The organism is Priestia sp. D51, from assembly GCF_053345675.1.
This window is the reverse complement of sequence record NZ_JBLTIR010000001.1, coordinates 220,110-245,473: the sequence shown is the minus strand read 5'-3', so window position 1 is coordinate 245,473 and position 25,364 is coordinate 220,110. Positions and strand designations below refer to the sequence as shown.

At 39.0% G+C, this 25,364-nt stretch carries 24 protein-coding genes and 1 other annotated feature; of the genes, 2 read left to right on the top strand and 22 right to left on the bottom strand.

The window, feature by feature from the left end; all coding sequences use genetic code 11:
• Positions 1-2: 2 nt before the first annotated feature.
• The 12 genes from minC to ACNHOZ_RS01225 all read right to left on the bottom strand — a co-directional run bounded on the left by minC (position 3) and on the right by ACNHOZ_RS01225 (position 11,944).
• Entirely contained in the window at positions 3-686 is a 684-nt protein-coding gene (gene minC, locus ACNHOZ_RS01280; RefSeq protein ID WP_028411717.1) for a septum site-determining protein MinC, read from the bottom strand.
• Positions 687-802: 116 nt separating this feature from the next.
• Entirely contained in the window at positions 803-1,321 is a 519-nt protein-coding gene (gene mreD, locus ACNHOZ_RS01275; RefSeq protein ID WP_048019718.1) for a rod shape-determining protein MreD, read from the bottom strand.
• Positions 1,321-2,202, bottom strand: coding sequence for a rod shape-determining protein MreC (mreC, locus tag ACNHOZ_RS01270; protein WP_013059344.1), 882 nt, complete (start codon positions 2,200-2,202; stop codon positions 1,321-1,323). The genes mreD and mreC overlap by 1 nt, the downstream gene beginning before the upstream one ends.
• A gap of 19 nt (positions 2,203-2,221) precedes the next feature.
• Positions 2,222-3,247, bottom strand: a complete 1,026-nt coding sequence (locus ACNHOZ_RS01265) for a rod shape-determining protein (protein WP_013059345.1) — start codon at positions 3,245-3,247, stop codon at positions 2,222-2,224.
• 229 nt (positions 3,248-3,476) lie between these two features.
• Positions 3,477-4,163 (bottom strand): RadC family protein, encoded by a 687-nt coding sequence (radC, locus tag ACNHOZ_RS01260; protein ID WP_028411718.1) that lies wholly within the window; start codon positions 4,161-4,163, stop codon positions 3,477-3,479.
• 15 nt (positions 4,164-4,178) lie between these two features.
• Positions 4,179-4,748 (bottom strand): Maf family protein, encoded by a 570-nt coding sequence (locus ACNHOZ_RS01255; RefSeq protein WP_033579650.1) that lies wholly within the window; start codon positions 4,746-4,748, stop codon positions 4,179-4,181.
• 111 nt (positions 4,749-4,859) lie between these two features.
• Positions 4,860-5,942 carry an SPOR domain-containing protein gene (locus ACNHOZ_RS01250; protein ID WP_048019717.1) on the bottom strand — a complete coding sequence of 361 codons (1,083 nt, stop codon included), beginning with the start codon at positions 5,940-5,942 and terminating at the stop codon, positions 4,860-4,862.
• A 118-nt stretch (positions 5,943-6,060) separates the two neighbouring features.
• On the bottom strand, positions 6,061-6,816 hold the full coding sequence (locus ACNHOZ_RS01245; RefSeq protein ID WP_048019716.1) for a prepilin peptidase: 756 nt from the start codon (positions 6,814-6,816) through the stop codon (positions 6,061-6,063).
• Positions 6,813-7,007 carry a hypothetical protein gene (locus tag ACNHOZ_RS01240; RefSeq protein ID WP_048019715.1) on the bottom strand — a complete coding sequence of 65 codons (195 nt, stop codon included), beginning with the start codon at positions 7,005-7,007 and terminating at the stop codon, positions 6,813-6,815. The genes ACNHOZ_RS01245 and ACNHOZ_RS01240 overlap by 4 nt, the downstream gene beginning before the upstream one ends.
• A 185-nt stretch (positions 7,008-7,192) precedes the next feature.
• Positions 7,193-7,750 carry a DUF420 domain-containing protein gene (locus ACNHOZ_RS01235; protein WP_028411723.1) on the bottom strand — a complete coding sequence of 186 codons (558 nt, stop codon included), beginning with the start codon at positions 7,748-7,750 and terminating at the stop codon, positions 7,193-7,195.
• Between the two features lie 156 nt (positions 7,751-7,906).
• Entirely contained in the window at positions 7,907-9,205 is a 1,299-nt protein-coding gene (locus ACNHOZ_RS01230) for a bifunctional folylpolyglutamate synthase/dihydrofolate synthase (RefSeq protein WP_048019714.1), read from the bottom strand.
• A gap of 96 nt (positions 9,206-9,301) precedes the next feature.
• On the bottom strand, positions 9,302-11,944 hold the full coding sequence (locus ACNHOZ_RS01225) for a valine--tRNA ligase (protein WP_255905708.1): 2,643 nt from the start codon (positions 11,942-11,944) through the stop codon (positions 9,302-9,304).
• 82 nt (positions 11,945-12,026) lie between these two features.
• Positions 12,027-12,271, bottom strand: a binding site (T-box leader).
• Positions 12,272-12,501: 230 nt separating this feature from the next.
• Here ACNHOZ_RS01225 and ACNHOZ_RS01220 point away from each other — a divergent pair.
• Positions 12,502-12,699 (top strand): hypothetical protein, encoded by a 198-nt coding sequence (locus tag ACNHOZ_RS01220; protein WP_013059354.1) that lies wholly within the window; start codon positions 12,502-12,504, stop codon positions 12,697-12,699.
• 11 nt (positions 12,700-12,710) lie between these two features.
• Here ACNHOZ_RS01220 and ysxE read toward each other — a convergent pair whose 3' ends face one another.
• The 8 genes from ysxE to hemA form a co-directional block, all read right to left on the bottom strand.
• On the bottom strand, positions 12,711-13,760 hold the full coding sequence (gene ysxE / locus ACNHOZ_RS01215) for a spore coat protein YsxE (RefSeq protein WP_013085128.1): 1,050 nt from the start codon (positions 13,758-13,760) through the stop codon (positions 12,711-12,713).
• Between the two features lie 77 nt (positions 13,761-13,837).
• Positions 13,838-14,977 (bottom strand): stage VI sporulation protein D, encoded by a 1,140-nt coding sequence (gene spoVID / locus ACNHOZ_RS01210; RefSeq protein WP_255905709.1) that lies wholly within the window; start codon positions 14,975-14,977, stop codon positions 13,838-13,840.
• A gap of 147 nt (positions 14,978-15,124) precedes the next feature.
• Complete coding sequence (hemL, locus tag ACNHOZ_RS01205; RefSeq protein ID WP_013059357.1) at positions 15,125-16,414, bottom strand: glutamate-1-semialdehyde 2,1-aminomutase; 1,290 nt, start codon at positions 16,412-16,414, stop codon at positions 15,125-15,127.
• Positions 16,415-16,430: 16 nt separating this feature from the next.
• Entirely contained in the window at positions 16,431-17,411 is a 981-nt protein-coding gene (gene hemB / locus ACNHOZ_RS01200; protein ID WP_045291099.1) for a porphobilinogen synthase, read from the bottom strand.
• 17 nt (positions 17,412-17,428) lie between these two features.
• Positions 17,429-18,202 (bottom strand): uroporphyrinogen-III synthase, encoded by a 774-nt coding sequence (locus ACNHOZ_RS01195; protein ID WP_255905710.1) that lies wholly within the window; start codon positions 18,200-18,202, stop codon positions 17,429-17,431.
• Positions 18,202-19,134 carry a hydroxymethylbilane synthase gene (gene hemC / locus ACNHOZ_RS01190; RefSeq protein WP_063248652.1) on the bottom strand — a complete coding sequence of 311 codons (933 nt, stop codon included), beginning with the start codon at positions 19,132-19,134 and terminating at the stop codon, positions 18,202-18,204. Before hemC ends, ACNHOZ_RS01195 begins: the two co-directional genes overlap by 1 nt.
• A 13-nt stretch (positions 19,135-19,147) precedes the next feature.
• Positions 19,148-19,981, bottom strand: a complete 834-nt coding sequence (locus tag ACNHOZ_RS01185) for a cytochrome C assembly family protein (RefSeq protein WP_045291104.1) — start codon at positions 19,979-19,981, stop codon at positions 19,148-19,150.
• A gap of 14 nt (positions 19,982-19,995) precedes the next feature.
• Complete coding sequence (gene hemA / locus ACNHOZ_RS01180; protein ID WP_048019710.1) at positions 19,996-21,336, bottom strand: glutamyl-tRNA reductase; 1,341 nt, start codon at positions 21,334-21,336, stop codon at positions 19,996-19,998.
• A gap of 329 nt (positions 21,337-21,665) precedes the next feature.
• On the opposite strand from hemA, the gene ACNHOZ_RS01175 reads away from it, so the two are divergent.
• Entirely contained in the window at positions 21,666-22,151 is a 486-nt protein-coding gene (locus ACNHOZ_RS01175; RefSeq protein ID WP_013059363.1) for a LiaF transmembrane domain-containing protein, read from the top strand.
• Positions 22,152-22,244: 93 nt separating this feature from the next.
• Here the strand turns inward: ACNHOZ_RS01175 and yihA are convergent, their stop codons facing one another.
• A complete protein-coding gene (yihA, locus tag ACNHOZ_RS01170; protein ID WP_013059364.1) occupies positions 22,245-22,832 on the bottom strand; it encodes a ribosome biogenesis GTP-binding protein YihA/YsxC in 588 nt (195 codons plus the stop codon).
• The gene (gene lon, locus ACNHOZ_RS01165) at positions 22,829-25,153 is read right to left on the bottom strand and encodes an endopeptidase La (protein WP_255905711.1); all 2,325 of its coding nucleotides are present in this window, start codon (positions 25,151-25,153) and stop codon (positions 22,829-22,831) included. Before lon ends, yihA begins: the two co-directional genes overlap by 4 nt.
• Positions 25,154-25,364: the final 211 nt, after the last annotated feature.

The window sequence follows — 25,364 nt, the reverse complement described above, 5'->3', positions numbered from 1 at the left end:
TGTCAAATTCTCCTTTCTACCCTGGTCAAATTCGGTCTTAGATGCGGTAAAGCTTGCACGCGATCTATCACCATTTGATCATTATCATCTAAGTATGCACATTCCATTATATTCTCTTCCTTCTCACTGCGCTCTTCTTCTGATCGGGTAATGATATCAGCAATGCGCAGCTGTGAAGGTTTCATTAACGATGCAGCAATAACGGCGTTTTTATTGCCGCGATATCCTGCATGAGCAATCCCTTTTAAAGCACCTAATACAAATAAATTTCCTCCAGCTACAACGGTTCCTCCGGGATTTACGTCTCCGACTAGAAGCAAATCGCCTTCTACATGGAGAACCTGTCCTGAACGAACTACCTTTGTAACAGATACTAATTCACTTTCTTCTCTTACTCGGACTGCATCTTGCTTTAAAATAACGTTACTATCAATTTGTTTAACTACTAAATACTGATTTTCTTCTATGAGCGCCTTCAATTCGGTTTCCTGCTCTGTAGTTAAATAACGATTTCCGATTTTGACATACACTGTGACGATTTGATCGGCATCGCCATGCTTATTTGTCAAAAGCTTCGTCTTAAGTTCCGTCAAAAGCTCTGCAAATGAACATGTATCATTGAGATGCAACGTTAATCCATCTTTTGTTCCTTTAATTGTCACATTTTGTTGCTTTTGTTTATTCAAGACGCTCACCTCAACGAATATATAATTTCGACAGAGACTTACTCAATTCCTTTTTTTCGTTTCTTCAATCAGCATTTTTATCACATCACGAACGAGAAGCGTAATATATTTTCGGATCAGCGTTCATCGATAAATTTAGCGAAATATTGAAAACATCTTTGAAGCGGAAATGCAAAAATGAGTGCAAATATGGCATTTAAAATGATGGTTGCGTAAAATCGCTCTTGCAAGAAGCGACCAATGGTCATATCGGATATATTAATAATGCTATTAATTCCATATACATAAAACTCAATAATGGCTACAGCTAATAGCGACATGCAGATTACGATAAGCGTATTTTGCTGAAAAATCTTCATTAGTTTTGATACGATATAGCATACGGCCGGCAATCCAAGCGCGTATACTCCTAAGACATCCGTAAAGGCAATATCGTACATGAATCCAAGGATTACCCCATATAGCATCGCTTGCTTTGGGTGATAATACACTGCCATAAAAGCCAGTACCACTACAACAAAGTGAGGCGATAGAACCCAGTCTCGCCATGGTGATGCCATGGCGACAAAATTAACAAAGATACTTTCAAACATAAAAACGACAAGCACGAGAATAGGAAGGACAAACCGCTTCATCAGTTAGCCTCCTCCGCCCCTAAATCGTCTTCAGCAGCGGGCGCACTTCTTTTAGCTACAACTACGTTATCTAAGTCATACAAGTCAGCAGCAGGTTTGATATAAGCTTTTTTCGTTAATCCATATTCATCAGGCTCAATTTTTGTGATAACGCCAATTGGAAGATTGCTAGGAAAAATGCCGTCTTCTTGTCCTAGACCGGACGTTACTACTTTTTGCTTTTCTTTAATATCAGCATCAAAAGGAATACGACGCATAACAAGCGCCTGTTCTTTATCATCATAGCCTTCAATTAAACCAAACACTTCTTTTTTAGCCTGAATTTTAGCAGATACACGGTTTGTACGATCTGATGAACTAATTAACTGCACAGTAGATGTGAACTTAGATGCATGCTTCACTTTACCAATCAGCCCTTCAGGAGTCATAACAGCCATATTTTCCTGTACATTATGAACCGTCCCTTTATCAATGGCAATTACCTCATGCCAACGGTCTGGATTACGAGCAATAACTGTTGCTTCGATTGGATTGTATTGACTTAAATCCGTTTTTTTGTCGAGCTGTGCTCTTAATTTTTTATTTTCTTGCTGCAAAGCGTTGGCTTTCGTTTCTAATTGCATGCGTTCGTCTAAACGGGCTTTTAATACCTCGTTTTCTTCGTATGTACGCTTTAAGTCACCTACATTCTGAAAGAAACCCGCTACAAATTGTGCGGGTTCATTAAAGGTAGCCTGAACAAGACCAACCGTATCTTTGACAAACTGTTCAGGCCACGTTACATTTTTACGACCATTTAACGAAAAACCAATCAATGCCACTAATACAATAATACTGACCAATAAAATAACTAAACGTTTATTTAAGAAAAATTGTGGCACGATCTACACCTCTTAATATTTAGCGATATGAATCGCTTGTACGATTTTTAAATAAATCAATGTGTTCTAACGCTTTACCAGTTCCAATTGCAACACAGTCAAGCGGATCTTCTGCGATGACAACCGGCATATTTGTTTCTTCACTAATAACTTTATCTAAATTACGTAGCAATGCGCCACCGCCTGTTAATACAATACCGCGATCCATAATATCTGCCGCAAGTTCAGGTGGTGTTTTTTCTAATGTACTTTTTACTGAATCGACAATAGAAGCCACTGTATCTTTTAGCGCTTCTGCAATTTCTTCTGCTGAAATTTCGATTGTTTTCGGTAGACCTGTTAGTAAGTCACGTCCGCGAATTTCCATGTTTTCAATACCTTCTGGAATTCCGGCAGAACCGACTTCTACTTTTAATGCTTCTGACGTACGCTCACCGATCATTAAATTGTAATTCTTGCGAATATATTGAATAATCGCTTCATCCATCTCGTCCCCAGCGATACGGATTGACTGACATGTTACGATTCCGCCTAAAGAAATAATCGCAACTTCTGTTGTTCCTCCACCAATATCTACTACCATACTTCCCGTTGGCTCCCAAACCGGTAGATTGGCGCCGATTGCTGCAGCAAATGGTTCTTCAATTGTATACGCATCACGCGCGCCAGCCTGACGAGTCGCATCAATAACGGCACGCTTCTCAACAGCTGTAATGCCAGAAGGTACACAAACCATTACATACGGCTTACCCGCAAACAAACTTTTTGTTTTTTGAGCTTGATTGATGTAATATTTCATCATCGTCGCAGTTGTTTCGTAATCTGCAATAACTCCATCTTTCATTGGACGAAGGGCTACTACGTTCCCAGGTGTACGACCAATCATATTTTTTGCATCGTTACCTACCGCAACGATTTGTTTTGTATCAGTTTGCAAAGCCACAACAGACGGCTCACGCACAACAATTCCTTTTCCTTTTACATAAACGAGCGTATTTGCAGTACCCAAATCTATTCCAAGGTCTCTAGTACCGATTCCAAACATGTGTCTCTTCCTTTCTCTTACCAAAATGCAAAGGTAAAAATTCCATAATTCAATTTCTTCATTTCATAAGTAACATTTTTTATTTTCTATACTTTTTTCATAGATGTCAACGCCAAATATTGTATGATAAAAAGTCATACTTTGTCTATTAATAACGAATGATTGTAAAGAACTTGTCATTTAAAATCATGACTACTATTATAACCCAAGGATTTTAAAAAGCATAGCCTTACATGTATCCTTTTTCTTTTAAACTAATATATTTTCGATCTCCGATAATTAAATGATCTAACAATTCAATTCCTATGATAAATCCGCACTCTTTTAAGCGCTTCGTTACCTCTATATCTTCTCTGCTGGGAGTAGGGTCGCCGGAGGGATGATTATGAATACAAATAAGAGATGCAGCTGAACGACGAAAGGCTTCTTTAAATACTTCTCTTGGATGGACAATAGATGAATTGAGGCTTCCGATAAAAATGGTTTGCTTGTGGAGAACTTGATTTTTCGTGTTGAGGTATAAACAGACGAAATGCTCTTGGGACAGCACGCGCATTTCTTCCATCACATAATTAGCTCCGTCTTCAGGGCCATGAATGGTATATCGCTCACTAGATTTCCGCTGTACAATCCTCTTACCTATTTCAATAGCCGCTATAATTTGAATCGCTTTTGCAGGTCCGATACCTTTAATATTCATCATTTCATCAAGCGATGCATGCTGTAAAAGTTGAAGACCTTCAAAATGCGTTAATATGCGATTGGACAGCTGAAGAACAGATTCATCTTTGGTTCCGGTGCGCAGCAAAATAGCAATAAGCTCGTGGTTAGAAAGACTAGAAGCACCCATTGCCACAAGGCGCTCTCGAGGTCTTTCATCTTGAGGAAAATCTTTAATTAGCAATGATTGATCCAATTTCGTCACTCCTTTTTAGTAGACGAAACCGTATTGTTTTAGCTCACGTATTGTTCGGGAGAGCGGCAAGCCCACCACGGAGAAATAGTCTCCTTCAATTTTTTTAACTAGCGCAGCACCGAGACCTTGAATTCCATAAGAACCAGCCTTGTCCATAGGCTCTCCTGACTCTACGTACTGTACGATTTCATCTTGTTCAATCGGCCAAAACTCTACATCAGTTTGTTCATAAAACGTATGAACTTTTGCATTTGATACGAACGCTACTCCAGTTAACACCTGATGTTTTTGACCTGACAGCATCGTAAGTGTTTCAATCGCTTCTTGTTTCGTTTTTGGCTTTCCTAAAATACGATTGCCATATACGACAACTGTATCGGCGCCTAGGACCATATCCTCTTTATAATGCGAAGCGACGTCCACTGCTTTTTGCCTAGCTAAATCCATTACTACCTCGGACGGAGTGTATGATGGATTGACGATTTCTTCAATTGTACTAACGTGAACGGTAAAGGGAATGTGAAGCTGCTGAAGTAATTCTTTTCGACGAGGAGAGCCTGAGGCTAAAATTAATGTTTGTTTCATACATCTCACCTTTGCATTTTGATTTTAAAAAAGAAGGACACACCGTTATTTTAGCAATTTCATCTCTAAATGACAATAAACAAGTGAGGCAGCATTACACTACCTCACCTGTTAAGACGTTACAAGGCTTTCATACTGCTGAAGAGCTTTTAACACGTATCGCTGAGCAAGCCAAGCGTCTTTACTGCTTTTATTGTCTTCATATGAAGATAGAGAAGCCGCAGCCTTTTGAAGGGTGCTCACCATGGTTTTAATGTCTTCATTTGACGCTTCTTTCTGAACTTTTGTCAGCTCTTTTTTCAAAGATTTGATATCGGCTACCCGCTCTCCCTTAATCGCTTTAACAGATTGATCTAAGAGATTAGCGATAAACGGCTGCGCTGTTGTTATAACCGTTTGATCTTTTTTCCCTAATTCGCTAGTGGGCTTAATTTCATAAGACTTTACATATACATCTTTACCTTGTTGTTTATACGTTTTACTAAGTGCCTTTGCTTTTTCTTCTCCAGTGGCAGCACCAACGACAAGAGAATAGGTTTTAGGTGAAAAAATCTCGCCTGCTTCGTTCTCTTCTTTCCATTTATCCATTGCTTTATTTGCAGCAGCTTTTGATGAAAAAGCACCTGCTTGCACAATGTAAAAGGAAAAAGGGTCTAAAGTAGAAGCAGCAGCTGACGTATCCTTCGATTCCTGTTCGCTTTTCTTTTCAGCTTTACCAACACTTTCAGTGGCAGACGCTGTTTGAGCAGCTTTTTCTTCTTTCGCTCGCTCACTTGTTTGTGCTTTGCTTACAGGCTGTTCGCTTCCTGTCATCATTTTCACACCAACCATACCGATGCCGCTGCCTATTCCGACTGCTAGTAATACAATCACAGCCGTTCGTTTGATCACACCGCCGTTTACTGTTTTAATCGAAACATTTTTAGGGTGTAATCGCGGCTTTTTCTTCTTTTCATTTCTTACATCTTCAATAAACACCACTTTATTTTCTTCCACATGAGAATCTTTGGATGCCGGTTCCGGAAGAACCCACGTAAATTCGTCTTTTTCCGGCGCTTGTTCTTCCTTCTCATCCTTAGATTGACCATTGATTTTAATTGAAATTTTTCGTTCCTGCTTGTCCACTGCCCCACCGCCTTTAGTTAACGTAGTCTTAGTACCGGTTGTAAGCTGAGGTAAACCGACATAAAACATACACTTTTTTCCATGCTATCATAGAAGAAAAAAAAAATAACAAGACATTTGTCGTCTTGTTACAAAAGGTTTTCGCTATTTAGTTACAGAAATTTTAACTTTGTCGAAGACTTGAAGCTCAATAAAAATAGTTGCTAACATACCAATCTATCAATTCGTTTCCATGAAAATAAGCAGCGATTGTCCCTATAAAAATAAAAGGAACGAAAGGAATTGGTACACCTACCTTTGCCTTTTTCATTAACAATGCTCCTATACTAACGGTTCCGCCTATTAATATAGCTAAAAAAAGTGATAGCAAAACAAGCTTTACTCCAAGCACAATACCAATCAAACCATACAATTTAATATCTCCTTCTCCAAGGCCTCCTCTGCTGAGAAATGCGATTAGAAAGAGGAGAAAAAATGCGATTCCTCCTCCCATTAAAGAATCACTCCACGAAGTTAATGGAATGAAAAGACGCTCAAGAAGAAAGATAGGCAAAAAGAAAAGCAGCACCTTATTTGGGACAATCATATAGGCTATATCTGAGACAACGATAATTGTTAAAAAAGAAACAAAAGTTAATATGACAATCAGTTCTAACGTCATATTCAATTTAAAAAAAGCATATACAAATAAACTTCCTGTCGAAAATTCTACGAACGGGTAGATGAAGGAGATTTTTTTGCGACACATACTACATTTTCCTGCATTTTTAATGTAGGAGACTACGGGGATTAACTGTTGTGGAGAAAGAACGTATAAACAGTGTGGACAATGAGATCTTGCAGATAAAATAGATTTTCCCTGAGGAATTCTAAGGCCTGCTACGTTGTAAAATGAACCTAGAGTGATACCTGAAACGAATAGATAAAGGTAAATTATACTCATACGACTCCTTCCATTTCAGGGGTATAGAATACTAACTGTAGATTTTCTTTTGAATGGGGCAATGTATCTTTTCCTTTTAAATAGCTGCCAATAAACGGTATGAGAAAAGCTGCTAGAAGACCTATTACGATAACCAGTATAATCACTTGCGTGAGAGAAAGTCCTTTATTCTCTTTTGACAGTTTATTCATTTCCACACCTCTCTTTTATTGATTAGTATCAAACAGCTCCTTCATTAATAAACTGAATCTTAATACCCATAAAAGTCATATTCTGTATGCCTCCTTCCTTAAAACACACCTTTTATAGGTAATAAGGATTATACCACTAAAAAACAAAAACAGCATAAAAAAACATCTGCAAAAGCAGACGTTTTTTAATAGTAAGGAGCCATAAATAAGTAGACAATTACACCTGTAAGGCTTACATAAAGCCAGATTGGCATTGTCCATCGCACAATTTTTTTATGTTTTTCAACTTGCATTGTCCAGCCCCACACAAGTGCAAACAGTGCCAGCGGAACGATAATCGCTGCTAAGAAACTGTGTGTGATCAAAATAAAGAAGTAAATGGGACGAACAATTCCTTCTCCACCAAACGTAGCTGTTTCCGTTGAGATATAGTGGAACGTTAAATATGAAACTAAAAAGAGCAGTGTAGAAGTGAATGCCGCTAAGATAAACCCTCTATGAGCATTGATGTTTTTTCTAAAGATTGAAATCAACGCTGCAACTAAAAAAATAAACGTAAAACTATTCAAAATAGCATTTAACCGTGGAAAGATAGTCAAATCAAAACTTACTTTTCCTTGATAGCCAATATTCGAAAAGAACAGCAGTAAGATAATAACATTCGCTATCACTGAAAAGGTAAGAATAATACCGGTAAAGTTTTTATTACTTTTCGGTACAATTTTTTCATTATTCTTACTCATGTTAACAATCTCCTTATTTAGTGATGTACATGTTTATTATATATCACTTACCTAGGGGGTGAAAGTGACAATACTTTGAACTTAGTGCTTCCTTATTATTTGTATCCCTTTCTTACATTATGTTAAAAGCAGCAAGATTTCACTTGCTGCTTCTGCTCATTTGAGAAGAAAGGCCCGCACTTCTGATATAAAATACAGAGACCCTGTAATCACGACCATGTCTTGTTCACCTGTCGCCTTTTCCTTTACGTAAGCAATTGCTTTTTTCCACTCCTCGTCCATATGCTTATTACGATGAGTACTCATCTCATAAAGTTCCCCAGCTGCGCGAGCACGAGGAAAGTCAAACGACGTAAATGTAATACTTGCAGCGATTGTTTCAAGTTCTTGGACCATTCGATCAGCGCTTTTATCATTTAAGCAGCTGAAGATTAAATGAATGTTTCGATCTTCATAATGAAGGCGTAAAGTAGATAACAAGCTATCAATGCCTTCTGCATTATGAGCCCCGTCAATAATCGTTAAAGGATGCTCATTTACTATCTCAAAGCGGCCGTTCCACTTTGTATGCTGAATCCCTTTTATCATTTGCTCATTGGAGATAGAAAGCTTTTTCTTTTCTTTTAAATAACAAACGGCCATCACAGCCAAAGCTGCATTTTTAACTTGATGATAGCCAAGCATATTTAATTGCAAGTGTTCAAATGTACCATACGGCGTTTTTAACGTAAAGCCTTCTCCATTTGCTAAGGGCTCATAGTTTTCAATTTTAAATTCTTTTCCTAACACAAATAACGAAGCCTGCTTCAAATTTGCCTCTTCTGCAATGACGTCAAGCGCCTTTACTTGCTCTGCACCAGTAATAATAGGGACTTCTTTTTTAATAATCCCCGCTTTTTCTGCTGCAATTTCTTCTACCGTATCACCTAGTATCGCCATGTGATCAAATCCAATGTTTGTAATAATACTCACCATAGGATTCACAACGTTTGTTGAATCATATCGTCCCCCAAGACCTGTTTCAAACACAACATAGTCAACTGAATCATGATAGCCGAAATAAAGAAAAGCCATGATTGTAATCACTTCAAATTCCGTTGCTGACCCTAAGTCCGTATGTTCTAGTCGCTCCACTACAGGCTTTACTTCCTGAACAAGAGCGGTCATTGCTTCATTTGAAATAGGCTGTCCATTCACGCTAATCCGCTCATTAAATGTTTCGATATAAGGGGAAGTAAACGTTCCAACTTTATACCCTGCTTCTTCTAACATATTTCGCAAATACGAAACAGTAGAACCTTTACCATTCGTCCCAGCAACGTGAATAACATTTATATTTTGCTGCGGAAAATCAAGCTGCTCTAGCATCCATTCCATTCGTTCTAACCCCGGCTTGATTCCAAAGCGAAGTCTGTTATGAATCCAATCAAGCGCTTCTTCATATGTCGTTATCATCTTTTATTCACCTTTCTTTTCCATCGCTATTATTATGTAAAGAAAAAGCGTCGCTATACAAGCCACGCTTTTTCTGTTGGTTTATTAACCCATTGATTATCCGCGTAATTCAGCAATACGAGACTGAACAGCTTCACGTTTTTCAACGTAATCTTGCTCTTTTGCACGCTCTTCTTCTACTACTTTAGCAGGCGCTTTTGCAATAAAGCCTTGGTTGTTTAATTTCTTTTGTACACGTTCTACTTCTTTGTTTAACTTATCGTATTCTTTTTCTAAACGGGCGATTTCTTCTTCGATATTAATTAAACCTTCAAGAGGTAAAATTAATTCTGCGCCTGTTACAACAGCAGTCATCGCTTTTTCATCTAATGAAACATCGGTTGAAATCACAAGCTCACTTGGATTACAGAAACGTTCTACATACGCACGATTCTTTTCAAGCTGACTTTGAATATTTTCATCTTTAGCTTTAATAAATAATTTTACTTGTTTGCTCATCGGCGTGTTCACTTCAGCACGAATGTTACGAACAGCACGGATAATATCTACAAGTAAACGCATATCGTTAGCAGCTTCTTTATCCGAAAGCTCAGCGCGTACTTCCGGCCATTTAGCTACTGTAATTGATTCACCTTCATGCGGCAAGCTTTGCCAAATTTCTTCAGTAATAAACGGCATGAATGGATGTAAAAGTCGCATTGTGTTATCAAGTACATAAGCTAAAATTGAGCGAGTGGTCTTTTTAGCTGCTTCATCTTCTCCGTAAAGAGGAAGTTTAGCCATTTCAATATACCAATCGCAGAAGTCATCCCAAATAAAGTTATAAAGAATGCGTCCAACTTCACCAAATTCATATTTGTCAGCTAATTTTGTTACGTGCTCAATCGTTTCATTTAAGCGCGTTAAAATCCATTTATCCGCAACTGACTTTTCGCCTGATAAATCAAGCTCTTCAAATGTGATGCCGTCCATGTTCATTAATGCAAAACGAGAAGCATTCCAAATTTTATTTGCAAAGTTCCACGTCGCTTCGACTTTTTCAAAGCTGAAGCGTAAATCTTGTCCCGGTGAGCTTCCTGTAGATAAGAAATAGCGAAGAGAATCTGCACCGTATTTCTCGATTACTTCCATTGGATCTACGCCGTTACCAAGTGATTTACTCATCTTACGACCTTCAGCATCTCGTACAAGACCGTGAATAAGTACATCGTCAAACGGACGTTTACCCGTAAATTCAAGACCTTGGAAAATCATACGAGATACCCAGAAGAAAATAATGTCGTAGCCCGTTACAAGCACATTTGTTGGGTAGTAGCGTTTGAAATCAGCTGCATCCACATCCGGCCAGCCCATTGTTGAGAACGGCCATAGCGCTGAACTGAACCATGTGTCTAATACATCTGAATCCTGTTCCCAGTTTTCGATATCTGCTGGAGCCTCATGATCTACGTATACTTCTCCAGTTTCTTTATGATACCAAGCTGGAATGCGATGTCCCCACCAAAGCTGACGCGAAATACACCAGTCGCGAATATTTTCCATCCAGTGTAAGTATGTCTTTTCAAAACGATCAGGCACAAAGTTTACTTTTTCTTCTTGTTTTTGAAGATCTACTGCTTTATCTGCTAACGGCTGCATTTTTACAAACCACTGAGTTGATAAATAAGGTTCAACAACGGCACCGCTTCGTTCACTGTGACCTACTGAATGCATGTGGTCTTCAATGTTGAACAATACGCCGTCTTCTTGAAGGTCTTTAACAATTTGCTTACGGCAAGCAAAACGATCCATTCCTTCATATTTACCTGCTTTGTCATTCATCGTGCCGTCTTGATTCATCACTAAAATACGCTCTAAATTATGACGGTTTCCAATTTCAAAATCGTTCGGGTCATGAGCAGGCGTAATTTTTACCGCACCAGAACCGAATTCCATATCTACATAATCATCGCCTACGATTGGAATTTCACGACCTACAATCGGAAGGATAACCTTTTTGCCGATTAAGTGCTTATAGCGATCATCTTCAGGGTGAACAGCTACAGCCGTATCTCCTAGCATTGTTTCAGGACGAGTTGTTGCGATTTCAATATGTCCAGAACCATCTGCCAACGGATAGCGCATATGATAAAACGCACCTTGTACATCTTTGTAAATAACCTCGATGTCTGAAAGAGCTGTTTTTGTAGCTGGATCCCAGTTAATAATATATTCTCCGCGATAGATTAACCCTTTTTTGTAAAGCGTTACGAATACTTCGCGCACTGCTTTAGAAAGGCCTTCATCAAGCGTGAAGCGCTCGCGTGAATAGTCTAAGCCAAGTCCTAGCTTCGACCACTGCTGGCGAATAAAGCTTGCATATTCTTCTTTCCATTTCCACGTTTCGGCTACAAAATTTTCGCGGCCTAGATCGTAGCGGCTTTTCCCTTCGCTGCGAAGCTTTTCTTCTACTTTTGCCTGCGTTGCAATCCCCGCATGGTCCATGCCGGGAAGCCATAAAACGTCATAGCCTTGCATGCGCTTCATACGCGTTAAGATGTCTTGTAACGTTGTATCCCAAGCGTGCCCTAAATGCAGCTTGCCCGTTACGTTTGGGGGTGGAATTACAATTGTATATGGCTCTTTTTCAGGGTCATTTGTTGCTTCAAAAAACTTCCCGTCTAACCAATACTGATAACGATTTTCTTCAACGGCTTTTGGATCATACTTCGTTGGAAGAGTCACTTCTTTTTCAGACATAATGTATACCTCCATAATATAAAGTTTCAGTCTTTAGAAACTGTGTAAAGCTTTTATAAACATAAAAAAACTCCTTTCCTAATAAAAGGACGAAAGGAGTTGATTTCGCGGTACCACCTTTTTTTATAGACGTATCCCGTTTGATAAGCCTATACACTTCATTTCATAACGGTTGATTAACCGGCTTTTTCTACTGAGCTATGCAGCTGTTCAAAAAAGCTACTCATAGGCGACATTCCGAGTGCACATTCTTAAGAAATCTCACAGCAGCTGATTTCTCTCTCTGAAAGACGAACATCCCGTACTCTTCCTATTCACTGTATTTATGTATGAATTTCTCTTAATTATACTATATGAAAAAATGTTGAATCGTCAATAATCTTCTCCATTTTTTTATGATTATATTCATAATTTTTTTGTTCTGCTCTTTATTTTTTCATTCACTCGCTAATTTTGGAAATAAAATGAAAAATCCGCTCAAAAAAATGGCACCATTTCTTTCTTTTTTCATATACTTACTTTAACCTGGGCAAGTGGATTGAAAGGGGCATGTACAAATGAAGAAACGAATAAATGTAAATTCGTATCAGCTGCAGCGGTGGCTCAAAACAGCAGGAGCGGCTTGCGGACAGTTTATTGTTCCTTTAACAATTTTTCAAGGTATACGTACACTATTCTTCCCCACAACCTTTGATGTACTGTTGTTGGCACTGCTTGCCATACTAGCGGTTGCTTTATATTCGGACTGGATTTAAAAACCCAAGCGCTATTCATTCGCTTGGGCTTGTGCAGCTGCTTCCGCTGCCATTTTTTTTTGCTGATCTACTTCAAATATTTTAATATTGAGCTGTTCAATGTTTTTCGTCAGCCAGTATGCTCGAATAAATGACTGCATATGTTCAAGCTCCGTTTTACTTTCTTTATGCTGCCTATATTGAACGATACACTGATACAAGGGTTCTGGAAACGCTAAATAACTGTGCAAAAGCAGTCTTTCCTCTTCTCTGAGAGCAAAATGTTTTTCATACGTACTAAACCACTCATAGCTGTCATAGGTAGTTACTGGGTACGTGCGAAGAGTACGGAAATAAAATGAGACCAAATCATAAATCGGCGAAGCATCTTTTGCATGTTCAAAGTTAATAAAAAAACCATTTCCCCGTTCGTCATAGATAAAATGTTTAGCCGATAGCTTTCCATGAGACGTAACCAGCCGGATCTTTTCCTTTTCTTCCATTTCATCGTTCCACTGATCGAGCTTTCCAAAACCAAACTCAAGCGCTCTTGTCATTTCATAATAAAATGTACAGTAATGCAATTCAAACGGGGACATATACACTTTCTTCTCGCATTCTACTACGTACTGCTTCAGCTCTTCCTGACGTTTTTCCCACGTTTCTTTCATCGATGTATAATGATTTTCTATATCTTCTTTTTTCACTTCTACTTCCTGCGCCGAAGCGCCGTGAAGCTTAGCAAGCTCTTGAAATAATTTATGATATCGAATATCACGCTCTTCGGTTGGGTTATTTGGGAGCCACGGCATTAAGTAATACGAGCCGCTTTCATCTGAAACAATAGGCTGAGAACGCTTCGTTTGATAAATAGGGACAAAGCCCATCCACCCTTTTTGATACACGTTCTGCAGCTTTTGAATGAAGTTCTGATTTCGCTCTTGATGATTCGCCATTTCTTTAAGCGCAAATACGCCAGTTTTTGTATAGACTTTTTTTACTTTTCCGTAGTCTTCGATAAAGTCAACATCTAAGTCATATTCTTTTAACAATACTTTGTAGTCTGCTACTGTCCGCTGCATCTATATTCTCCTTCCTCGTAAAAAATAAAGAAAACAGTTAAGACATTATATGCGTCAAAACTGTTTTCTTTCCGACTTTAACGAACGGGAATATTTAAGATGCTTCCTTCTTCCAACTCATATTCATCTCCTAAATTATTCACTCGTAAAATGTTTTGTACATTCGTATTATAGCGGTTTGCTATCATATCAAGCGAATCTCCGTCTTGAACAATACAAAGCTTCCACGTTGAAAAAGCTTCTTCTTCCCGAGAAAAGAGCTTTGTTAAATAAAGGGCATTTTCATTTCGGCCGCTTTCATTTTCTTCTTTCCGAAATTCAACAATAATCTTTTCCTTTTCTTGCTCAACCTCTTGTTGAATGTCAGCATACGTATTTAATTCACTAACTTGCGATTCTTCGAAGCTTTCTTGCTCTTGACGAAGCTGAAAGAGCTCAATCACGTTGTCTTCTCTTTCTTCCTCGATTGGTGCCTCTTTTTTCACTTCGACTTCAAATGGTTCATATGCTTCCTCTTCATATTCCACGACCGGCTCAGCACGAGATTCTTTTTTAAATACAGATGAAAAATAACTAGGAGGCTCTTCTGAATGATCTTCTTCAATAGCCTCTGCCTCTAAAAGTGCGGGAGCTTCACGATAGCTTACGTCAAACTCTTGCTCCTCTTGTTCCTCTTCTTCTTGAGCAACGTTTTCAGTATATACCTCTTCAGCATCGTCCACTTCTTCATAGGAGACGATGTGCTGTTCTTCCGCAAACTCTTCCTCTTCTTCTCGTTCTTGTTCTTGATGCTGTTCCCCGTACAATCCTGTGATGGACAAGTCAGCCATTAGCTGCAGCTGATTTGTGCCTGGTAATTCATAATCAAATAAATCAATAGATACATATACATCTTCAATACTTTGAATACGATTTTTAGGAATGGTAATATCAACAGGAAATTGATGTGATAATTCAGCCGTTCCGTCTTCACGGACAGAGATAGATTGCACTTGATTCTCATTTGTATATTCGCGTAACGAGTGCTCTCCCTCGTACGTTTCGTATTCACCTGTTAATTGCAATGCTCCTCGAATAGACACATATTGGTCATATTCTTGAATAGATACTTGAGGCTCTAAGGAGATAGACAAAAGTTGTGAGACTTCCTGTCCTTTTTGAAACCATACTGATTCTTCTACGGAAAAACGCAGACATGATAAATTATCCTGCGACAAATTGTTCTCCCCCTTCCAACACCCGCCAAGTAATAGCGCGGTCATTAAAGATGTATGAACAAATAAATTAAAATATGTCTTGAAAACTAAAAAAGCTTACGGAATCCTCCGTAAGCTTCTTTATAAAAGTTATTTCTATTTAGCTGTTTATCCACGCAACTTTGAAAAAGCTTTTTCAGCTGCTGCAATTGTATGTTCAATGTCTGCATCTGTATGAGAAGTTGATAAAAACATTCCTTCGAATTGAGAAGGAGGTAAAAACACGCCTTCATTAGCCATTTCACGATAGTAAGCTGCAAAATAATCTAAATTCGATGTTTTCGCTGTTTCGTAATTTATGACCTGTTCGTTTGTGAAGAAGAAACCGATCATTGAACCAGCTCGGTTTACGGTAAACGGCACATCATATTTTTCAGCTGCTGCCATCAATCCTTCTTCTAAGCGATCTGCTTTACGAATGAACTCATCGTAGGATTGAGGTGTCAGCTGTGTTAATGTCTCGTATCCAGCTGTCATCGCAAGCGGATTACCTGATAATGTACCTGCTTGATAAATCGGGCCGCTTGGTGCAACTCGCTCCATAATTTCAGCTTTACCACCGTAAGCACCTACTGGTAAACCACCACCGATTACTTTTCCTAAGCAAGTTAAGTCAGGCGTAATGTTGTAGTAGCCCTGTGCACAGTTGTACGCTACGCGGAACCCTGTCATTACTTCATCAAAAATGAGCAGTGAGCCATATTCTGATGTGATATCACGAAGCCCTTGTAAGAAACCGGGCTGAGGCGGTACCACACCCATATTTCCTGCTACCGGTTCAACGATTACTCCGGCAATGTCATCTCCGAATTCTTTAAAAGCATATTGTACGCTTTCTAAATCATTGTACGGCACTGTAATCGTGTTTTTAGCGATTCCTTCAGGCACTCCCGGGCTATCTGGTAGGCCTAACGTTGCAACGCCTGAGCCAGCTTTAATGAGAAGAGAGTCACCGTGTCCATGGTAACAGCCTTCAAATTTTAAAATTTTGTTGCGGCCCGTATAGCCACGCGCTAAACGCAGTGCGCTCATCGTTGCTTCCGTACCTGAACTCACCATACGGACGATTTCGATTGAAGGAACGCGCTCAATCACAACTTTAGCGAGCTCATTTTCAATTAATGTTGGTGCACCAAAGCTTGTACCAGATTCCGTTACTTTTTTTACTGCTTCAACTACTTGATCGTTGGAATGTCCGTGAATTAAAGGTCCCCATGATAAGACGTAGTCAATATATTTGTTGCCGTCAATATCGTAAATCGTAGCGCCTTTTCCTCGTTCCATAAAAATAGGATCCATATCTACTGATTTAAATGCACGAACAGGACTGTTTACTCCACCCGGCATTAGTTGCTGCGCTTCTAAAAAAGCTGCTTTTGACTTTTCATAACTTCTCATGTGTAAGCCTCCTTAATTACTTGTCAGATAACCAGCGTGCTGCGTCTTTAGCATGATACGTTACAATTAAATCCGCTCCTGCACGCTTCATGCTAATTAATTTTTCAAGAACAATCTCTTTTTCATTTACCCAGCCGTTTTGAGCTGCCGCTTTAATCATTGAATATTCACCGCTCACATTATAAGCCACTACAGGTAAATTAAACGTATTTTTCACATCGCGCATAATATCTAAATATGATAGAGCTGGTTTTACAATTAAGAAATCTGCTCCTTCTTCGACATCAGATTCCGCTTCTCGAAGTGCCTCTAAGCGATTAGCTGGGTCCATTTGATATGTTTTACGGTCTCCAAATTGAGGAGAAGAATGCGCTGCATCACGGAATGGTCCGTAAAAAGCAGATGCATATTTAACAGCATAAGACATCACCGGCACATCTTCAAATCCAGCTTCGTCTAGACCGTGGCGAATAGCTGCCACGAAACCGTCCATCATGTTTGAAGGCGCAATAATATCCGCTCCTGCTTTAGCTTGACTAACCGCTGTACGCGCTAATAAGTCAAGGCTAGGATCGTTTAAGATTTTTCCGTCTTCAATTACACCACAGTGGCCATGATCTGTGTATTGACACAAGCATGTATCTGCGATAACAACAAAATCCGGAAAATTTTCTTTAATTTGACGAATACCTTTTTGGACAATTCCGTGGTCATGGTATGCCTGTGAGCCAACAGCATCTTTTTCAGCGGGAACACCAAATACCATAGCTGACTTAATTCCTAAATCGACTAGCTCTTGGATTTCACCATTCAAGTAGTCTAAAGAAATTTGATCCACACCTGGCATTGATTTTACAGCATTTCTTTTTTGTTCACCTTCTACAATAAAAATAGGATATATAAAGTCTTCAGGGTGTAAATGTGTTTCACGTACAAGCGCACGCATATTTACAGAATTACGAAGACGACGATGACGTGTAAATTGTAAATCTTTCATGTTAAAATCCTCCTTTATTATTCAAAACAACTAACCAACATATCTATCATACCATTTATTGTGTATGTGTTAGGAACAAGATGCTTAATTCCATATTCGCTCGCTGTCTGACTCGTAATAGGACCGATGCAAACAACTTTGGTTTCATTTATAAGCTCAAGCCAATTCGGAATATCTTTAACTGACTCGACAAAAAATCTCACTGTAGAAGAACTTGTAAAAGTAATGGCATCAATTCCTGTTTCTAAATGTTGCTTAACCAAGCGTTCAGAGCCTTGATTTCGAATGGTCTGATATACAACTAAATCCGTTACCTCACACTCTTTTAACCCATCTTTTAAAACAGAGCGGGCTAATTGTCCTCGTACAAGGAGAACTCGCTCGTGATGTAACACATTTGCTTTTAACGACTCAAGAAGTGATTCGGCAACGTATTCTTTTGGAACAAGTTGCACGTTAACATCGTATTTTTCCAGCAATTTTGCGGTTTTTTCTCCAACCGCAGCCACTTTTAATCTTTTTAAAGCACTCCGACTGATATTTAACTCTTTTAGCCATTCAAAGAAAAAAGAAATGCCGTTTTGACTTGTAAAAACAACCCAGTCAAATGAATTAATCGACAGCAGGACGTCTTCCACTTCTTGTTCATTGTTCGAACGTGCGAACGTAAGGACTGGTAAACTTAAAGGTGTGCCTCCAAGCTTTTTAATCTGTGCTGCAAATGAATGAGCCTGCTTCGCTTCTCTTGTAATCAAAACTTTTTTCAAAAAAAGAGGAGCCTCATGACTCATTACTTGTCCAGCTCCTCTTTTACACGATCAATTAAAAGCTTAGCTCCTTGAGAGGTTAAACGCTCAGCAGCCTCTGAACCGATAGCAACGGGGTCTTTTCCCGTAATGTGCTCTTTATAAATCGTTTTGCCATCAGGAGACGCAACTAGCGACGTTAGCTCAATGTTTCCACCGTCTACTATACGTCCGTATCCCGCAATCGGCACTTGACATCCGCCTTCCATCTCTTTTAAAAATACTCGTTCAGCGCTAACAGCACGAGCCGTTTCATCATGATTTAGAGCTTGAAGAAGCGATAATAATTCACCGTCATTTTCTCGGCATTCAATAGCTAAAGCTCCTTGTCCTACAGCGGGAACGCTTATTTCCGGCTCTAGGTACTGAGTGACCGTATCTTTTGACCAGCCCATACGAGATAGTCCTGCAGCTGCCAAGATAATCGCATCGTAATCTTCATTTTTTAATTTCTCTAGGCGTGTGTCGATATTTCCTCGAATCCATTTAATTTCGATATCTGAACGCATAGATAGAAGCTGTGCCCCTCGACGCAAGCTGCTTGTCCCAATCACAGCACCGCTTGGTAAGTCCTCAAATCGCTCACCATTTTTTGAAATAAGCGCATCACGATGATCTTCTCGTAAAGGAATACATCCAATCGTTAATCCTTCTGGCAAAACAGCCGGCATATCTTTCATACTATGAACGGCCATATCAATTTCTTCATCTAACATGGCCTGTTCAATTTCTTTTACAAAAAGACCTTTACCGCCTACTTTGGACAGCGTTACATTTAAAATTTGATCCCCTTTTGTAACCATTTCTTTAATTTCAAACTCAAAAGGAAGACCTTGTTTTTTTAACTGTTCAATGACCCACTTGGTCTGTGTTAACGCAAGTTTGCTTCGACGAGAGCCGACAATAATTTTTCGCATGTTGTCCTCCTAATTACGAACCCCAAAAGTGAAAATTCGATAAACTGCCAAATAAAAAGAAATTAATAAGTAAGACTAAGAACAACCCAATATTCCACATCGCGATTGCCTTACCTTGAATACCTCTGCGCAGTCTAGCATACAAGTAAGCGCTGTATGCAACAAACATTAAAAATGAACCTAACACTTTTGTATCGTACCAATGAAAATCTACGTATTTAATATAAGCCCATATGATTCCTAAGATTAACGAAAGCAATAACAGCGGTACACCAATTAAAATTAATACATAGGACATGTAGTCTAGCTTTGTTAAATCTTCAATTCTTAGCAAGCGCTTGCCCCATTTCTTCTTTTTCAATAAATTATACTGAACGAGATACAGAGCAGAAAAAACAAACGAGACTGAAAAAGCGCCGTAAGATAAAATAGCCATGGTAATATGGATGATTAATAATTCTGACACAAGGCGCTCCGACTGGACAGCCGTATATGTTTCAAGTGGAGCAAACGTATGAATAGCCATAATTAAGAAACCAATCACATTTGTAAAAAATACCATAAAATCAACGCGGAATAAACGATTAATCACAAGTGAAAGAGTAATTAACACCCACGCGTAAAAATACAGCCCTTCAGAAACGGTGAGAATTGGAAATCTCCCCGTATCAAACATTCGTAAAATTAAAAAGGCTGTTTGCAAAACCCACACAATAGAAAGTAACCAGAAGGCTATCGAGTTTGCCTTCCGGTTATTTTGTACAAAATCAATAAAATATAATAAAACGCTCACCGCGTATAAAATCACAATCAATTCATAGATTCTGGTTAATTCCATATCAACCATTATTCAATCCTCACTTAAGACTGATAAGCTACTGAATGAGACATAATCGATGTATGAAGCTGCTCTTCTTTTTCTTTTTGCAAAGCAACTTCCTGTTCAATATTAAAAATCTTCATGAACAGCTCTAAAGACTCTTCAGCATGTTTCTCTCCAGCCAATTCTTTCGCGTGTAAAATTGGATCGCGAAGAAGTTGATTAATTATACTTTTTGTATGTTTATTTAACACTTTGCGCTCACGCTCAGATAAATCTGGGAGCTTACGATCAATGCTTTTCATCGTTTCAGCTTGAATGGTAAGTGCTTTTTGACGAAGTGCAGAAATAACAGGCACAACGCCTAATGTACCAAGCCAAGACTTGAAAGCAACAATTTCAGCTTCAAGCATAATTTCAATTTCATCCGCAGCTTTTTGACGCTCTTGCAAATTGGATTCTACAATCCCGTTTAAATCGTCGATATCGTATAAAAAGACCGTCTCTAGCTCATCTAGTTCTGGATCTAAGTCACGCGGAACGGCGATGTCTACCATAAACAATGGGCGGCCTTTACGCGTACGCTCGGCTTCACTCATCATTTGTTTCGTTACTACATAGTCATTAGCTCCTGTTGAACTAATTAAGATATCTGCTTCGCTTAAAGCATGTTGAAGATCAGCAAATGGTTTGGCTTCTCCAGCAAAACGGTTTGCTAGCTCCTGTGCCTTTTCAAATGTTCGATTCACTACCGTTACTTTTTTAGCCCCGCTGCCATATAAATTCTGTACGGCAAGCTGACCCATTTTTCCCGCACCAAGAATCAACACATGTTTGGATGATAAGTCTCCAAAAATCTTTTTAGCAAGCTCTACGGCTGCATAGCTGACAGAAACTGCATTCGCACCAATTTCTGTTTCATGATGAGCTTTTTTAGCTAATGTCACTGCTTGTTTAAACAGCTGATTAAAAACCGTTCCAATTGTTTCTTCTTCTTGAGCAAGCAAAAAGCTTGAACGCACTTGTCCAAGAATTTGTGTTTCGCCAATCACCATTGAATCTAATCCACATGCTACTCGGTATAAGTGTTCGATGGCTCCATCATTTTCATAGATCGTTAAATAAGGCGAAAACTCTTCTTTATCTATTCCGAACCATTCAGCTAAAAATGCTTTTACATAATAACGGCCCGTGTGTAATTGATCAACAACAGCATAAATTTCCGTACGATTGCATGTTGAAACAATGATGTTCTCCAAAATGCTTTTTTGGCCGCTTAACGTTTTCATGGCAGATGCTAGTTCTTGCTCATTAAAACTAAGCTTTTCTCTTATTTCAACAGGGGCTGTTCGAAAGTTTAAGCCGACTGCTATAATATGCATTTGTACATACCCCCTATAATTGAAATGTGCTTATTTATCCGAATTTGACGGGCAGTAACCCCTAAATTTCCAAAGAGCTACAGTGAGATAACTGCCCGTAAAATCCGGCGTTCTTCATTCTACTATTCGTAAAAACCGGCGGACATTACACAGATGTAATCTTCGCCTTATCTCTAACTATTATAACATGTTCTATAAGTCATTCGAAAAAAAAATGTGAACAGTCTTTGAAAACATGTGTTAAGATATTAACTGTTATTCCGTAATAAATTGTATCAAAAAAGCAGCGTTTTATCACGTTTTCTGTTTTGAAACACCTGGAGGTTACTATGAAAAAGCAATCAATGTTTTTTGGTGTCTTACTAGTTGGATTTGGAATCTTTTTCTTACTGAATGAACTACATATGAGCATTGCAGCAAAGGTATACACGTGGCCTGTACTGTTAATTTTAATAGGAGCGGCACTGTTAACTGAGTCTGCTTTATCTCAAGATCATTCAAACTTGCTTGCAAGTTACATATTAATCACTTTAGGTATTCATTTCTATGTAAGTGAACAAATTCCCTTTTGGCCTACGAATATTAGCATGGTCGTTTTTATGGTGGCCATTAGCTTTTTACTCAGTGCTAGAAAAGCCAAATCGGGCTTTTTCCAAGGCGGCACCCTTTTAATTATTGCCATTTTAATGATGTTTTCAGACCGTCTTAAACTATTTTTGCCAAAAGTTGAAGACGGCGTAAATTATTTAACAACCTTCTGGCCTATTTTATTGTTACTAGTTGGGCTATATTTATTATTTTTCAAACGAAAGTAATCTATGTAAACAAGTTAAAAAAATGGAACGTTTGACTCACTTCCTGGTAGAGTGATGATAAACGTTCCATTGTTTTAGCTTCTATTCCTTTGTTTAGTGAGTCATGCGATACTGCAAAGATTTCCACGCTTTATCTTTTCCTTCACCTGTTTCAGATGAGAAATGAATTAATTCATCATTTGGATCTAAATCCAGCGTTTCTCTCACTACTTTTAAGTGCTTCTGCCATTTTCCTTTAGGAATTTTATCGGCTTTCGTCGCAATAACCATAACGGGAAGGTCATGGTGCTTCAAAAACTCATACATCATAACGTCATCCTTTGAAGGAGCATGGCGTAGATCAACAATCATTAACACAGCTTTAAGCTGCTCACGATTTGTTAAATACGTTTCAATCATTTTCCCCCATGCTTCACGCTCTTTTTTAGACACTTTTGCAAATCCGTAGCCAGGTACGTCTACAAAGTGAAGGATTTCATTAATTAAAAAGAAGTTAAGCGTTTGAGTTTTTCCAGGCTTAGACGACGTACGCGCTAAGCTTTTGCGATTGAGCATCTTATTAATAAAAGATGATTTTCCTACATTTGAACGGCCTGCTAACGCAAATTCTGGCAGGTTTTCTTTAGGATATTGTTCAGGGCGTACGGCACTGATAACAATATCGGCTTGAGTTACTTTCATTTTACCTCTCCTATTAGCGCATGTTCCAATACTTGGTCCACATGTGACACAAGAACGATGTCTAATTCCTCTTGTACACTGTCAGGGATATCTTCAATATCACGTTCATTATCGTGAGGGATTAATATTTTAGTTAATCCGGCACGGTGTGCACTAAGTGACTTTTCTTTTAAACCACCTATTGGTAATACGCGACCTCTTAGTGTAATTTCTCCTGTCATTCCTACTTCTCTACGCACTGGTTTACCCGTTAGTGCTGATACTAGAGCAGTGGCAATGGTAATTCCTGCAGAAGGTCCATCCTTTGGTACAGCTCCTTCTGGAACATGGATATGAATATCATTTTTTTCATAAAACTTCTCATCAATTCCTAGTTTCTCTGCATTTGAACGCACGTAGCTAAATGCCGCCTGAGCTGATTCTTTCATCACGTCTCCAAGCTTTCCGGTTAGCACTAGTCTTCCTTTACCAGGGGATAAGCTTACTTCAATGGCCAGCGTGTCTCCTCCTACAGTTGTGTAAGCAAGACCTGTAGCAACGCCAACTTGATCTTCCGTCTCAGCCTGTCCGTAGCGGAACCTAGGCTTACCAAGGAATTCTTCAAGCGTTTTGGCCGTCACCACCACGCGCTTTTTCTCACCAGAGACTACGATACGAGCTGCTTTTCGACAAATGGAAGCAATTTCGCGTTCAAGGTTACGAACACCAGCTTCTCTCGTATATAAACGTATGATTGCTGTTAAGGCGTCATCGCGAATCTGCAAATTGCCCTTTTGCAATCCGTGATTTTCTAGCTGGCGCAGCAATAGGTGACGCTTCGCGATTTCAAGCTTTTCCAGCTCCGTGTAACCAGCAATTTGAATAATTTCCATTCGATCGCGCAGCGGCCCCGGAATCGTAGCTAAGTTATTAGCTGTAGCCACGAACATCACTTTTGATAAATCATACGTTTCTTCTATATAGTGATCGCTGAAATTATGATTTTGTTCAGGATCCAATACTTCTAACAAAGCAGAAGACGGGTCTCCTCGGAAATCATTTGACATTTTATCGATTTCATCAAGCAGAAATACAGGGTTAATCGTTCCTGCTTTTTTCATTCCTTGAATAATGCGTCCAGGCATAGCTCCCACGTACGTGCGACGATGACCGCGGATTTCTGACTCATCTCTCACACCGCCTAGAGATACTCGTACAAAATGACGATCTAGAGACGTAGCAATTGAGCGGGCTAGGGATGTTTTCCCTACGCCAGGAGGTCCTGCTAAACATAAAATAGGGCCTTTAAGAGATTTTGTCAACTGCTGCACGGCTAGATATTCTAATACGCGTTCCTTCACTTTTTCAAGGCCATAGTGCTCATCGTTCAGCACTTGTTCAGCATTATGAATATTGAGCGTGTCTTCCGTTTCGTTTGTCCAAGGTAGCGCAATCAACCACTCGATATAATTTCGAATGACTGAGCTTTCAGCGGAGGTAGCAGGAATTTTTTCATAGCGATCCAATTCTTTAAACGCCACTTGTTTGACATGGTCCGTCATCCCACTTGCTTCAATTTTTTCGCGAAGCGTTGCTACTTCTCCTGTCTTTCCTTCTTTGTCTCCAAGCTCTTTTTGAATCGCCTTCATTTGCTCACGAAGATAATACTCTTTCTGAGTGCGTTCCATTGATTTCTTTACACGCTGTCCAATTTTTTTCTCCAGCTGCAAAACTTCTTGCTCGTCTTGAATATGAGAAATGATCGTATTTAATCTTTCTTTCACATCAGTTGTTTCTAAAATTTCTTGTTTAAGCTGAATTTTTATTGGTAAATGAGAGGCTACAATATCTGCTAATCTTCCTGGTTCTTCAATGTCACTTACGGTTGAAAGAGTTTCAACGGACACCTTTTTGGAAAGTTTTATGTATTGTTCGAAATAGTCTAAAAGCGTGCGCATCAGCGCTTTATCTTCTACATCAACCTGATGTTCTTCATTTTGCTTTTCCACGTGTACAACAAAATATTCTTCGCTGTCTTCAAATTCTGTAACGGTTACGCGATTTAGTCCTTCTACTAAGACGCGCATCGTTCCATTCGGCAGCTTTAGCATTTGTTTAATTTTTGCCAACGTACCGGTTCTATATAAATCCTCTTTTGTTGGTTCATCGATACCCATATCTTTTTGTGATACTAAACAAACTAAGTGATCATCCATCATTGCTTTTTCTAATGCTTGCACAGATTTGTCTCGCCCAACATCTAAATGAAGCACCATTGTCGGATAGACGATCAAACCTCGTAAAGGCAGTAGCGGCATTGTCAATTTTTCTTTTTCTGCCATGCAATGAACACCTCCAATGCTCGTCAATTAAAGTATGTAAAGTGTGAATTCTTTTAACAATTTTATCTCATTTGTATACACATTGTCTAACAATAGTAATTACTAATTGTATCATGAGAAAGAATTAAAAGGCAAAATATATCTTTTTAAGCTCTTTTCATAAAAAAACGCCTTTTTCGTTGGCTGTGTATAAAGGTTTTATACGCGAAAA